Consider the following 12,781-nt stretch of genomic DNA (forward strand, 5'->3'; position numbering starts at 1 on the left):
TCACTTCCTGAACGTGAGGTCGCCGACCCACTTGGTGTTGTTGACGCCGGGGCTGGCCGGCACGATCACCCGGGCGGGAAAGCCGTGGTCTGCCGACAGGTCGGCGCCGTTGACGTGCAGCGCGAGCAGCGACAGGGGGTTGTGGATCTGGTTGGCGGCCAGCAGCACCGTGCTGAAAGCGCCGCCGCGCTGGACGGACTGCACCTTCACGCTGCCTGCATGGGGCAGGCCCGCGAGGGCGGCCAGGTCGGCGAGGCGCGGGCCGGACCAGTGCTGGTCGTCGGTGGACCACCCCTCGACGCATGCGATCGGCAGCACCGCCTGGTGCTGTGGCATCGCCAGCAGCTGTGCCCGGGTGAAGGTGTGGGTGCCGGCGGGTCCGTGGACGCGCAGCCGCCATGCCGGTCCGATGTCGGTGGCGGTGACGCCGACCTGCGCGGCGGTCTTGTTGACGGGGAAGCCGTTCGGTCCGGTGCCGGGGTTGCGTCCGTGCGGGGCCAGCAGCGCCGTCCGGCGCCATGGGCCGCCGATGCTCTGCCCGGCGGTGACGGCCATGAGCACGAGTGATCCGGCTCCGGTCAGGGCCAGCGCACCGCGCCGGCTCATGGTGGGACGGGAGGGCGTGGGGGTGACGAGGCCGCTGTCGTCCGGTGGTTCGGGCCGGGTGCGGGCCACGTCGGTCCGCAGCACCGTCATCAGCGGCGTGGCGCGCAGCGCCCGCCACATGATGCCGAGCCGCAGCGCCACGTGGGCGGCGAAGGCCGCGATGAAGACCCAGGCGCCGTAGAAGTGCAGGGTGTAGAAGGAGCCCGGGAAGATGTAGTGCAGCTGGATGTTCAGGATGCCGGTGGCGAACTCGAAGAGCGCACCGCCGACCAGCAGCAGGAGGGACACCCTCTCGATCGCCTGGGCCGGTGTGCGGACGGGGGGCCAGGTGAAGAGTTTCGGGATCACCGACCACAGCTTGGCCAGCAGGACCGGGACGAGGACGACGCCGAGCGTCACGTGCACGCCTTGGTTGAGCCGGTAGAGCCAGGAGGGGTGGGTCGGCCAGGTGAAGAGGTAGAAGCCGAGGATTCCCTTGTCCGGTGTCTGGTCGTTGACCGGGCCGAGGCGGGGGTTGTAGGCGGCGTAGGAGAACAGGCCGGTCAGGAACTCGATGCCGATCCCGGCCAGCAGCACCAGTCCCCACACCGAGGTCAGCCACGGACCGCGGATCGGGCTGCGCCAGAACCCGGTCCTGAAGGGTCCCGGTGGTGCGGTGCGGAGCAGTGCCGCCGCACGCCGCGCCGGCGGCCCGGGCGGTCGCGGGGGCGGGCCGGCGCGGGTGCTGCCGGTCGGGCGGTCGGGCGGTCCGTCCTGTTCGTCGTGGGCCATCGGAGGGGTGAGTCCTCTCACTCGTGAGCCGCGGGCACGGGCGCGGTGGGTACGTGGGTCGGCCGCGGTCTCACCAGAGGGTGAACAGCAGGTGGTTGACCAGGAGCGCGGCCGACGCCTGGAGGAGCAGCCAGCGGCGGTGGTCGACCGCGGGGAGGAGGGCGGACGCGGGAAGCAGCCATGCGACGAAGGGCAGCCAGATCCGTTCCGTTTCCGCCTTGCTCATCCCGGACAGGTCGGCCACGAGCATCATGAGCAGTGCGGCCGCGGCCAGGACGGCGACCGCCTGGGGACCGGTGGGCAGGCCGGTCCGCAACCTCTTCACGGCCGCGGGTGCAGCGCCGAGCGCGCGGCGTGCCGCGGCCACGCCCACGAGTCCGGCGCTGAAGACGGCGCAGGCGAGGTCGGCCCAGACCCAGTAGCTGTACGGGCGTACCCCGCCGACGCCCTGGTAGTAGCGCTGGACCAGCAGGGGGTAGGCCTGCCACCAGGCGAATCCGGACAGGGTGAAGGCGGTCGCCACCACGCCGGCCCCGAGCAGGGCTGAGGGCAGTGGCCGTGCGGTGCGGGCCAGGGCGAGGACGGCGGAGGATGCCACGGCCACCAGGACCAGACCGTACGAGAGGTAGGCGGACAGGCCGAGCAGGATCCCGGCGCCCAGGGCCGCGGCTGCGGGCGTACGGACGGCGCGGGTCGCCGCGAGTGCCAGGAGGGCCAGTCCCCAGGCGACGACCGCGGTGAAGTACCCGTCGGCGGAGGCACCGATCCACACGGCCGCCGGCGACATCGCCACAAAGGGTGCGGCACGCCTCGCCGTCGATTCGTCGCCCAGCACCCGGACCGCCAGCAGGACGGCGATTGCCGTGGAGCCGCCGGCGCCGATGCACCAGGCGGAGGCCCAGGCACCGCCGCCGAGGCCGATCCGGTCCAGGGCGACGAAGGTCAGGACCGCCCCGGGCGGGTGGCCGGCGACATGCGTGGTCCACGGCTGGGGCTGGGTGCTCAGGATGTGCTGGGTGAAACCCTGCAGTGCGGCGTGTACGTGCGCGAAGCGGTCGATCTGCGACAGGTACTCGGAACGGGTCGTCAGCCGGCCCGCGACGCCCGGCTTCCACCCGTCGACCAGTGCCAGCGACCAGGTCCATGCCATCGCCGCCGCCCAGGTGGCGAAGAGGAGCGGTCGCCACGCCAGACGTCCGGACAACCGCGGCCCGTAAGCGACACAGGCTGCCGCGACGAGCGCGGCGGCGGGTGTGCCCGGGCCCCAGTGCGGGCGCCAGACGGCCTGCAACGGCGGCCACGGCACGTGCAGCGTCCCGTCCGCGTGCTCGATCGCCGCGCCGACCACGCAGGCCGCGGCGACGAGCAGAACGCCGACCGCGGCGGCGAACGCGTCGGCCCGGCGCCCCCGGCGTCCTGAGACTGCGCCGCCCCGGCTCGCGGGGGCCCCGGGCTCGCGGTCCGGGCAGGCGGGGTGTTCCGGCGACGGGTCCACGTGGCCCGGGACGGTTCCGGCGCGCTGGGCCTTGGTCATCGCTGTACGCCCTTGCGGAGCGCGAGGAAGTGCCGGCCGCCGCGCTCCCAGCGCCGGACAGTGGTCAGCCGGGCGCTCTCACCCCATGCCCTCACCGCGCGGGCACCGGCACGCGCCCAGTCGAACACCGGCCCCGACGCGCCCTCGCCGTCCTCGAAGCAGGCGGTGAACCGCTCCTGGATGTCTTCGGCCTCGACCTCGACGAGCACTTCACCCGACGAGCCGAGCAGCTGCTCACATCGGTCCAGCAGCCGCCCGGGATCGCCTCCGATACCGATGTTGCCGTCCGCGAGCAGCACCGTGCGCCAGCGCCCTTCGGCCGGCAGCGGGTCGAAGACGGAGCGGCGCAGTGCGGCGCCGCCGTCGGCCAGGGTGCGCGCGACCGCATGCGGCGCGATGTCGAGGCCGAGGACCAGGACACCCCTTCGCACCAAGGCCGATGTCAGCCGTCCAGGTCCGCATCCCACGTCGAGCGTCAAGTCGCCGCAGCGCTCCAGCAGCGTCTCGTCGGCCGGGTCGGGCGCGGCGCACCAGCGGTCGACCGCCACGGCGAGACGCTCCCCGCCGCTCCTGCGTACGTACAGGGGTCCGCCGCCGTTCAGCAGGGCAAGGGCGTACGGGTCGTCCGCGACCGCTGTGCGGGGCGGTGCCGTCGCGGCGCTGCCACTCATACGGCGTGCTCTCGCGCCGGGGAAACGGTGGCGAGGGGTACGCCGATGTGTCTGTGGAGCCGGCCGAAGCGCCCGTAGGGGGCCAGGGCGGCCACCACGGCGGCGTCCCGCGCGGTGTCCACGTCGGTCAGTTCCGGCAGGTCGCACACGCGCAGCCCGGCCGCGACCAGGCGTGCCCGCTGGAGTCGGCCGGTATCCGGTTCGGACATGGGCACGCCGACCACCAGCGACGGGTCGGGTGCGGCCAGTCCGAGCGCCCAGAAGCCGCCGTCGCTCGCCGGCCCGAACCACGCGTCGTGACGGAGCGCGGCGTCGGCACGTAGGGCGGGCGCCAGCAGACCCTGCGTCAGCTGGGGCGTGTCCATGCCCACCAGGAGGGTGGGGCCCGTGCACGCGGCGAACGCGGCGGCGATCCGCACATCGAGTCCCCCCGGAACCTGGGGGACGACATCGAAACCAGGCGGGAGCCACGGACCCTCCGCACCGTCCAGCACCAGGACGCGCCGCATGACAGGAAGGGCCGCCACCACCGCCAGGGTGTCGGCGAGCGCCGCCTCGGCGAGAGCGGACGCCTGCTCGGGGCTGTACGGCGGACTGAGCCGCGTCTTCACCCGGCCCGGGACAGGGGACTTCGCGATGACGACGACCGTCGACCGGGGAGATCTCACCGCACACCCTCCCGGCCCGCGGCACCGAAACCGTTCAGCAGCACGGTCATGTCCCGGACCGCCTCCAAGCTGCCGCGTACCGTGCCGGTGACCTTGGAACGCCCGGTCCTGGGCCGGTAGTCGACGTCGGTCTCCCGTACCCGCCAGCCCGCCTCGGCCGCGCGCAGTACCGTCTCCAGCGGATATCCCGACCTGCGATCGCGCATGCCGAGCGCCAGCAGGCCGCTGCGCCGGGCCGCCCGCATCGGGCCGAGGTCGGACAGGCGCAGGCCGGTCCTGCGCCGCACGCGCCGGGCCAGTTCGAGGTTGGCCAGCCTGGCCGGCGGCGGCCAGGCCCGCCAGCCGACCGGTCTGCGCCGCCCGAGCACGAGATCGGCCTCTCCCGCGAGCAGCGGGGCGACCACGCGGGGAAGCTGGCGCGGGTCGAGCGTGGCGTCGCAGTCGCAGAAGCACACCACGTCGGCGGTCGCCGCCGTCAGCCCCGCGTGACAGGCCGCGCCGAACCCGCGCACCGGCTGGTGGACGACGGTCGCCCCCAGACCGCGTGCCAACTCCGCCGACCCGTCGCTCGAACCGTTGTCGACGACCAGGGCGCGGAAGCCCGCGGGCAGGCGCCCGAGCACCCAGGGCAGCGCGCTCACTTCGTCGAGACACGGCAGAACCACGTCCACGGACGCAGTGGCTCCGCTGCTCACGACCGGTCCCGGAAAAGCATCAGCCATCAGTTCACCAAGGGTCAGAGGATGCCGCGGCGCCCCTCGGCGTCGCTGCGGTCGTGCCGCTGTGGACCGGCGGGGTGGCGTGCGGCAGCTGCGTCCGCCCCGCGGTGTCGCGCCGCCTACCGGCGCAAAGGCAGCGCGGCGAACTCGGCCATCCCGGCCTCGAAGGGGATCGTGGCCCGCCACCCCAACTCGGTATGGGCCCGGCCGGAGCAGGCGGTGACATGGCGGACGTCGCCCAACCGGAAGTCGCCGGTGACGACGGGGGAGGGACCGCCGTGAGCGGCAGCCAGCGCACCGGCCATCTCGCCGACGGTACGGGGGGTACCGCTTCCGACATTGAAAGTCCGCGCGGTCGCGGCGGGAGCCCGCGCGGTCCACCGCACGGCGGCAGCGTTCGCGGCGGCGACATCCCGCACGTGGACGAAATCACGCCGCTGTCCGCCGTCCTCGAAGACCCGCGGAGCCTCGCCCCGCTCCAGGGCCGACCTGAACAGCGACGCGACACCCGCGTACGGGGTGTCGCGCGGCATCCGGGCTCCGTAGACGTTGTGGTAGCGCAGCACAGCCGCCACACCACCGGTGACCCGCGACCACGACGACGCGAGATGCTCCTGCGCGAGTTTGGTCGCCGCGTAGACGTTGCGCGGGTCGGTGCGTGCACCCTCGTCCACCAGCCCCGGCGCCAGATCGGCGCCGCACCGCGGACAGGCCGGCTCGAAGGAACCCCGCCGCAGGGCCGCGGGATCACGTGGCCCGGGGACGACTTCACCATGAGTGGCGCACAGGTAGCGGCCCTCGCCGTACACGGTCATCGAGCTCGCCAGCACCAGCCGCGCGACACCGGTCCGTCCCATCGCGGCCAGCAGGACCGCCGTACCCAGGTCGTTGCATCCGGCGTACAGGGGAGCGTCGTCAAGATCCACCCCCAGGCCGACCATTGCCGCCTGATGGCACACCACGTCCACACCGGCCAGCGCCGCCTCCACCGCCACGGGATCGCGCACGTCCCCGTGGACGAAGTGGACCCCCGCCGGAAGATCGGGGAAGCGGCCCGCCGGATGAGCACTCGGCAACAACGCGTCCATGACCCGTACAGCAGCGCCGAAGGCCGTCAGCGCCTCGACAACATGGGATCCGATGAAACCCGCCCCACCTGTGACAAGAACGCGCATATCCACGAGGTTAGAAGGGGCCGTCCGTTGCGGACTCCGACACGCCGTCACCGGTGAACGGCTTCATCTCGTGGAGGCGAGGGACACAGCCCACCCGGGGATTGCGCGTCGGAAATCGCAGACAGCGCCGACGCCCGAGTCCACTCCGGCTGCCGGACGCGAGAGATCGGAGCACCTTCATCCGTCGGGTCGGACCCGCAGGTGCTGTCCCAACCACCGCGAACCCGACCCCGGTGGGAGTCAGCGCCCGGTGAGCTGGTGGTAGAGGCTGGTCCATGCGGTGTCCTGGGGTGTGGGTGGCTTGTGGTCGCAGAAGGGCAGGGCGTGCTGGGCGGTGTAGTAGCGGAGCATGTCGAGGACCGCGAGCGGGGCGCTGTCCTTGCCGCCGGTGTAGTCGGGGCCGGGTAGGACGTGCTGGTGCACGCGGCAGGTGGGGTGGTTGCTCGGAGTGCCCAGGTCGAGGGCGCCGGTGCGGGGGCCGGAGGCGCAGGCGGTCAGGGCGGTGGCGGCGAGCAGCAGGACCGCGGAACGTGTGAGGTGGGGCAGGGACGAGATGGTGGCCTCCTCGGGGCGATCGGTGGTGTGGGGTGTGCGGCTGTCACATCGGCACGGCCCGCAGGGCGGTGCCGATGCCGACGGCCACGATGAGCAGTGCGGTGCCCAGCGGGGTGAGCCGCGAGCCCCAGGTGGTCAGCGCGTGCCAACGGCTTCCTTCGAGGGCCGGGAGGCGGTCGCGGAGCCTGAGCAGGACGAGCCCGGCCGCGGCGAGCGTGGCGGCCATCCCGAGGCCGTAGCAGACGACGAGCAGGATGCCGAAGGCGGTGCGGCCCAGTGCGATGGAGCCGAGCAGGACGACGAGCGCGGAGGGGCTGGGGACCAGGCCGCCGGCGATGCCGATGCCGACGAGGCCGCCCTTCCCCCTGCGTCGCCGGGGGGCGTGGCTGTGGCTGTGCCGCCCGAGCCATCCGTGGGTGTGGGTGTGGGTGTGGGTGTGGGTGTGCGGGTGCCCGTCTTCGTGGGTGCCGGTCGACTCGTCCGGGTCGAGCACGGCTGTCGCCGAGGCCGGTGCCGCGGTCATGGGGCCGGGAGCAGCCGGGCCGGCGGGCGGGTGCGGATCAGGATGGCTGTGTGCGGTGCCGTGCTCGTGGTCATGGTCATGGTCGTGGTCGTGGTCGTGGTGGTGGTCGGAGTGCGGGTGCGCCGTAGCCGGTTCCGGTGTGCGCAGGGTGCGCATCGCGGCGGGCAGCAGCCACAGTCCGGCCGCGGTGATGACGAGGCCGCTGGCTCTGCCCAGCCAGGACAGGACGTCCTCGCCGACCAGTGTGGAGGAGACGCTGAGTGCGATGCCGAGGGCGAGCACCGAGGCGGTGTGGGTGAGGGTGACCGTTCCCGCGACGGTGACGGCGTCGCGCGGTCTGCCCCGGCGGCCGGCCAGGTAGGCGGCCATGATGGTCTTCCCGTGGCCGGGGAGCGCGGCGTGTCCGGCCCCGAGGACGAGGGACATCAGGACGGCGAGCAGGCCGAGCGGCAGGGTCAGCCGGTGCTGGTCCGTCAGCGTGCCGAGGCGGCGGTCGAGCGCCGCGTACCATCGCGCCGCCCGCCCGGAGTCCTGCGTGCGTGCGGCGGCGGTACCGGTTCCGTCGCCCAGTTCCAGTGCGGCGTGCCGTGTGTCGAGCGGGCTGGAGAGCAGGTCGGCGGGGTAGGCGCGCAGCTCGTGCGAGACGGACCGGGCGGGTACGTCCGAGGTGCCGATCCGCACGCCGTCCCCGTCTGCAGTGATCTCGTGCCAGCCGATCCGTGAGTCGTCGACGCCCGAGGTGAACCGGAGGTGGTCGCCACCGGCGAGGGTGGCCGGGGCGGTCAGCCGGCATTCCAGCCGTCCGGTGTCCAGGCCCGCTTGGCCGGGTACGAGCCGGTAGGAGGCGGCCTGTAGCCGGAAGGCGAGGTTCGCGGGGTCCTGGCGTGCCCCCGAGGCGGTGGCCCTGACTCGTCCGGCCAGGGCCGTGCAGGCACGCCGGGCCTCGGCAGCGGCTTCGGCCTGGCTGAGGGTGCCGTCGTGGTCGGTGTCCATGGCCGGCTTGGCCTGGAGGGTGGGGATCTCGGCGGTGTCGACGACCGCGAGGTCGTCGACACGGTCGGTGTGCAGGGTGAGGCCGTCGTAGCGGTTGACGGTGAAGTTGCCGAGCGGGTGGGCGGCGGCCGGTCCTGACGCCGCCCACAGCAGGGCCGGGACAGCGGTCAGCAGCAGGGCCGCGCGGCGGAGCCGGCGGGTCGGGGTGCCCCCGGGAGAGGTCATCGCTGTCCTTGGAGACGGGCCAGGCGCGTACGGGCGTCGGGCGCGTGGAGCGGGGAGAAGTACGGGTTGGCGCCGAGCGCGGCCGCCAGGTCGGTACGTGCCGAGGCGTCGTCGCCGAGCGACTGCTCGATGACGCCGCGGTGGTAGCGCAGCAGCGCGTCGCGCCAGCCGAGCCGGTCGGCCTGCCGGGCCATCGGCAGCGCTTCCGCGTCCCGTCCGGCCCGGTGCAGTGCCCAGCCCAGGGCGTCGGCGACCAGGACGTTGTGCCGCCGGTGCCACTCGGCGGTCAGGAGGGTGACGGCGAGCTTCGGGTCGCCGTGGTCGGCCTCGTACTGGCCGAGGTTGAGGTCGTCCACGACGCCGTTGGCGGCGAAGAGCTTCTGCTCGGCCTGGAGCACGCCGTATTCGGTGCGGGCCTCGCCGTCCCGGCCGAGCGACTGGAGCAGCTCGCCGAACTCCAGGACGTACTGCGGCTGCGGCACCCGTGCGATGGCGGTGCGGTAGTCGGCGAGGGCGCGGTCGGTCCGCCCGAGCGCGGCCTCGGCGCGTGCGGATCCGGCCAGCGAGGCGGTGTAGGTGGCGTCGGCCGCCAGCGCCCGCCGGTAGTGGTCGAGGGCCTGCTGCGGATGGCCGGTGTTGAAGGCGAGTTCGCCCAGGTAGTGCTGGCAGAAGGCGACGTCGGCGGGGGAGGAGGCGTCGTCCAGGGCGCGTTGCAGTGCCTGGGCCGCCTCGGTGGTGCGTCCGTGCAGCTCCAGGGTGTAGGAGGCGCGGGTGAAGGACTCGGTGGAGGGGCGCAGGTCGAGCATGTGCTGGACGGCGTCCTGCGCGGCCGGGTCGTCGCCGAGCTGGGTCAGCGCGTCGTTGAGCGCGCCGTAGGGCGCCCATGCGTACGGGTCGTCGGCGACGGCCTTGTCCGCCCAGGTACGGGCTTCGGCGAACTGGTGCCGGGCGTTGGCGAGCCCGGCCATGCCGGTCAGGGCGGAGGTGTTGTGCTGCGGCTGGAGGGAGAGGGAACGGCGCAGCGCGGACTCGGACTTGGGGTAGAGGGTCGGATCGACGGTGAGCCGGGCCTGCTCGACGTAGGCGGAGCCGAGCTGTGCCCAGCCGGCCGCGTCGGCCGGCTGCTGCCGCAGTCCCGCCTGCAGCTCGGCGATCACCGCGCCCATGCTCTGCGGGCCGCCCGGGGCGCTGTCCCCGCCCGGTGCCGACAGGGGTGCCGAAGGACCCGGCGGATCCGCGGAGTGCTCCAGCACCGCGAAGCCGGTCAGGCCGGCGCACAGCGCGGCGGTGGTGGCGATCAGTGCAAGGCGGTGCATGACGGTCGTGTCCCCTGCTCGAAGAGGGTGTGGAAGGCGGAAGAGGAGCGGGTGCCCGGCGCGGACCTGCGGACGCGTCCCCGCACCGGGCATCCGTGGGGTCATCCGGCCTGGTTCACCGCGTTGGTGAAGGGCAGGGCGATGTACGGGAAGGTGCCCGTGTACGGGCGGCCGGGGCCGTTGACACCGTCACCGGCTGCCAGGGCCTGGATGAGGTGCCCGGGCGTGGCACCTTCGAGCACCTGGAGGGCGATGTCGACGACGTCGTCGCCCATGCGGCGCCCGTTCGGGAAGCCCTGGAAGTCACCGCCGAGCACGCCGAGCCGGTTCGGGTTCGCCGCCACCGGGGTCGACATGTTCAGCCGCAGCTCCTCCGCGGGGACGAAGCGCCGCGGGTCGATGTCCTTGTTGAGCAGTTGCGAGTTGAGGTCGACGGCCAGCGGGCCCCCTGTCGCCTTGGCGATGCCCGTCAGGAAGATCTCCTGGAGGTCGGTGCGCGGGGTGGCGGGGGCGGGGATGCCGTAGATCTGCTGGATGAGCTTGGGCACCTCGGGGTCGAGGACCTTCGCGACGATCTTGGGCTGGTTGTGGTCCTGCGAGGGCGGCAGGGCGTTGAAGGCGTTCTTCAGGCCCGCGGGGACGACCGCCTCGTTGACCAGCGGGTTGCCCAGCCGCGAGACCTGCACGTACGGCCCGACCGGCGTGGACCTGCCCGGTGTGAGCAGCATGGTGCGCCGCTCGGTGGTGCTCCACACGCCGATGACCGGGTTGCGCTTCGGGTCACCGTGGTAGGCCAGCGCGGACTTGGGCACCTGGATGGCGAGGGTGTTGACGTTGTAGCCGTTGAGGGTGTTGTGCCCGGTCTCGCTGAGGTTCCCGCCGTAGAGCAGGTCGAAGATCCTCAGGTCGAGGAAGAACGGGTCGGCCGCCTGGCTCGCGACGGTCCGGCCGCCGCCGGGCAGCGTCCGGGTCGCCTGGTCGCGCAGCCGTCCGTAGTTCGGCATCGACGCCTTGCCGACGTTGGACGGGGCGGCGATGGCGTCGTCCACGAGCGTCACGGGGCGGTGGCCGGCCCGGATCTCCTGCAGCGTGTAGTGCTGGCGGAAGAGCAGGGTGGGGTCGGTGAGGTTGTTGACGACCCCGTTGTTGTAGAGGAACGTCTTGTCGCCGCGGCGGTCCTCGTTGCGGAACGTCCACCGGTAGGTGAGGTCCGGGGTGCCGGTGCCCTGGCTGTCGATGTTGATGTCGTAGTGCGCGTCCGTGGCGAACGGGTAGAAGTTCGGCCCCCCGTTGGGCTCCTGGAACGGGTACCAGTTCGCGACCAGCGTCACCGTGTCGGGGTTGTCGGGGCTGGAGAACGCGTACAGGTCGGTGTTGTCGACCTGCGGGTCCGAGGCGATCAGCGGTGCCTCGCGGTGGCTGGACGCCTGGCCGACGCCGGCGCCCGGACCGGCCAGCGCCGTGACCGCGACTGCGGTGCCGAGCGCGAGCAGGAGGGCTGCCGACTTCCGCCGGCCGATGCCGGCGGGTTTTCTGCGAAGGGTCATGGAGGGGCTTCCTCTGGGTTCGGAGGGTGCGGGCCCGTGGGCCGCACCACACGTTGCTGTGGAATTCGCGCCTCAGCGGCTGCCGGATTGGCCACATCGACCGGCTCCACCCGGATGGCTCACGGATTTCCCATCCGGTGGCCGAAAAGCGCGCTTCAAGCCGCCGCCGGCGTCGGCGGTGCGGGCTACGCGCGCCCCAGTGCACGCTCCGTGTGCTCCGTGCGCTCCTGCCGTGTCCGGCTATTTGCGCATACATTGCAAGAACAAGCCCCGAGCGGCAGCTCACTGCACCCCGCAGAGAAGACGAGGGTCCATGGCCACCACCGGGTCACCCACCGCCGCCCCCACCACCGACATCGACCGCCGGGGCCGCCTCGCCCGGCTCTTCACCCGGCCGGAACGGCGACGGCTCGCGGGAATGGCCGCCTTCGTCCTGGGACTGCACCTCATCGGCTGGTTCACCCTCATGGCCGTGGTGGCGCCGGGCCACTACCGCGTGAACGGCCAGTCCTTCGGCCTGGGCATCGGCGTGACGGCCTACGCCCTGGGTATGCGCCACGCCTTCGACGCCGACCACATCGCCGCCATCGACAACACCACCCGCAAGCTGATGCACGAAGGCCGACGCCCGCTGTCGGTGGGCTTCTGGTTCTCCCTCGGCCATTCGAGCGTCGTCTTCGGCCTGACCCTGCTGCTGTCCCTCGGCCTGAAATCCTTGGCCGGCCCGCTCAAGGACGACGACTCCCACCTGCACCGGATGACGGGTCTGATCGGCACCGCGGTCTCCGGCACCTTCCTGTACGCCATCGCCGCGGTGAACCTCGTCGTGCTCGCCGGGATCTGGAAAGTGCTGCGCACGCTGCGCGCCGGGCATCTCGACGAGCAGGCCCTGGAGGAGCAACTCGACAAGCGGGGCCTGCTCAACCGCCTGCTGGGGCGGGTGATGCGATCGATCGACAGGCCCTGGCAGATGTATCCCGTCGGCCTGCTGTTCGGCCTCGGCTTCGACACGGCCACCGAGGTCGCGCTGCTGGTCCTGGCCGGATCCGGCGCCGCCACCGGTCTGCCCTGGTACGCCATCCTCTGCCTGCCGGTGCTCTTCGCGGCCGGGATGAGCCTGCTGGACACCCTCGACGGATCGTTCATGAACGTCGCCTACGGATGGGCCTTCTCCCGCCCGGTCCGGAAGATCTACTACAACCTCACCGTCACGGGCCTGTCCGTCGCCGTCGCCCTGATCATCGGCACCGTCGAACTGCTCGCGCTGCTCGCCGACAAGCTCGCCCTCACCGGTGGCTTCTGGGGTTGGGTCAGCGGGGTGAACCTGAACACGGTGGGCTTCGCCGTGGTGGGCCTGTTCGTCGCTGCCTGGGCGTGCGCGCTGCTGGTCTGGAAGTACGGCCGCATCGAGGAGCGCTGGACCCCGCCCCCTGGTCCACCGTCGCAAGCACTCGCCGTCGAGGAGTGAGGCGGGAGGT

11 protein-coding genes are annotated in these 12,781 nt (G+C 72.7%); 1 reads left to right on the plus strand and 10 read right to left on the minus strand.

Translation table 11 applies throughout. The features are described from left to right. From ACH4SL_RS01125 to ACH4SL_RS01170, 10 genes are all read right to left on the minus strand, one after another. Positions 1-1,377, minus strand: a complete 1,377-nt coding sequence (locus ACH4SL_RS01125; RefSeq protein ID WP_398441188.1) for a molybdopterin-dependent oxidoreductase — start codon at positions 1,375-1,377, stop codon at positions 1-3. A gap of 70 nt (positions 1,378-1,447) precedes the next feature. After that, positions 1,448-2,911: a hypothetical protein gene (locus ACH4SL_RS01130; RefSeq protein ID WP_398441191.1), complete on the minus strand. Its 1,464-nt coding sequence runs from the start codon at positions 2,909-2,911 to the stop codon at positions 1,448-1,450. Next, positions 2,908-3,582, minus strand: coding sequence for a class I SAM-dependent methyltransferase (locus ACH4SL_RS01135; RefSeq protein ID WP_398441192.1), 675 nt, complete (start codon positions 3,580-3,582; stop codon positions 2,908-2,910). Before ACH4SL_RS01135 ends, ACH4SL_RS01130 begins: the two co-directional genes overlap by 4 nt. Continuing rightward, complete coding sequence (locus tag ACH4SL_RS01140; protein WP_398441193.1) at positions 3,579-4,250, minus strand: DUF2064 domain-containing protein; 672 nt, start codon at positions 4,248-4,250, stop codon at positions 3,579-3,581. The genes ACH4SL_RS01135 and ACH4SL_RS01140 overlap by 4 nt, the downstream gene beginning before the upstream one ends. Then, positions 4,247-4,921, minus strand: a complete 675-nt coding sequence (locus tag ACH4SL_RS01145; protein ID WP_398441194.1) for a glycosyltransferase family 2 protein — start codon at positions 4,919-4,921, stop codon at positions 4,247-4,249. The genes ACH4SL_RS01140 and ACH4SL_RS01145 overlap by 4 nt, the downstream gene beginning before the upstream one ends. A 167-nt stretch (positions 4,922-5,088) precedes the next feature. Continuing rightward, a complete protein-coding gene (locus ACH4SL_RS01150) occupies positions 5,089-6,144 on the minus strand; it encodes an NAD-dependent epimerase/dehydratase family protein (protein ID WP_398441195.1) in 1,056 nt (351 codons plus the stop codon). A 240-nt stretch (positions 6,145-6,384) separates the two neighbouring features. Then, positions 6,385-6,567: a hypothetical protein gene (locus ACH4SL_RS01155; RefSeq protein ID WP_398441196.1), complete on the minus strand. Its 183-nt coding sequence runs from the start codon at positions 6,565-6,567 to the stop codon at positions 6,385-6,387. Between the two features lie 175 nt (positions 6,568-6,742). Further along, on the minus strand, positions 6,743-8,440 hold the full coding sequence (locus ACH4SL_RS01160) for a nickel transporter (protein WP_398441197.1): 1,698 nt from the start codon (positions 8,438-8,440) through the stop codon (positions 6,743-6,745). After that, entirely contained in the window at positions 8,437-9,756 is a 1,320-nt protein-coding gene (locus tag ACH4SL_RS01165) for a tetratricopeptide repeat protein (protein ID WP_398441198.1), read from the minus strand. The genes ACH4SL_RS01160 and ACH4SL_RS01165 overlap by 4 nt, the downstream gene beginning before the upstream one ends. 101 nt (positions 9,757-9,857) lie before the next feature. Then, positions 9,858-11,303, minus strand: a complete 1,446-nt coding sequence (locus ACH4SL_RS01170; protein WP_398441199.1) for a DUF4331 domain-containing protein — start codon at positions 11,301-11,303, stop codon at positions 9,858-9,860. A gap of 313 nt (positions 11,304-11,616) precedes the next feature. Between ACH4SL_RS01170 and ACH4SL_RS01175 the strand changes: the two genes are divergently transcribed. Continuing rightward, positions 11,617-12,771, plus strand: a complete 1,155-nt coding sequence (locus ACH4SL_RS01175) for a HoxN/HupN/NixA family nickel/cobalt transporter (protein WP_398441200.1) — start codon at positions 11,617-11,619, stop codon at positions 12,769-12,771. Positions 12,772-12,781 lie beyond the last annotated feature (10 nt).

This window comes from Streptomyces sp. NPDC021020 (assembly GCF_044333285.1).
Classification (GTDB): Bacteria; Actinomycetota; Actinomycetes; order Streptomycetales; family Streptomycetaceae; genus Actinacidiphila.

Excerpts from the sequence above, each read along its gene's own strand:
- ACH4SL_RS01175 (WP_398441200.1), top strand. The coding sequence starts at position 11,617 with ATGGCCACCACCGGGTCACCCACCGCCGCCCCCACCACCGACATCGAC.
- ACH4SL_RS01125 (WP_398441188.1), bottom strand. The coding sequence starts at position 1,377 with ATGGCCCACGACGAACAGGACGGACCGCCCGACCGCCCGACCGGCAGC.
- ACH4SL_RS01170 (WP_398441199.1), bottom strand. The coding sequence starts at position 11,303 with ATGACCCTTCGCAGAAAACCCGCCGGCATCGGCCGGCGGAAGTCGGCA.
- ACH4SL_RS01135 (WP_398441192.1), bottom strand. The coding sequence starts at position 3,582 with ATGAGTGGCAGCGCCGCGACGGCACCGCCCCGCACAGCGGTCGCGGAC.
- ACH4SL_RS01130 (WP_398441191.1), bottom strand. The coding sequence starts at position 2,911 with ATGACCAAGGCCCAGCGCGCCGGAACCGTCCCGGGCCACGTGGACCCG.
- ACH4SL_RS01165 (WP_398441198.1), bottom strand. The coding sequence starts at position 9,756 with ATGCACCGCCTTGCACTGATCGCCACCACCGCCGCGCTGTGCGCCGGC.
- ACH4SL_RS01150 (WP_398441195.1), bottom strand. The coding sequence starts at position 6,144 with ATGCGCGTTCTTGTCACAGGTGGGGCGGGTTTCATCGGATCCCATGTT.
- ACH4SL_RS01160 (WP_398441197.1), bottom strand. The coding sequence starts at position 8,440 with ATGACCTCTCCCGGGGGCACCCCGACCCGCCGGCTCCGCCGCGCGGCC.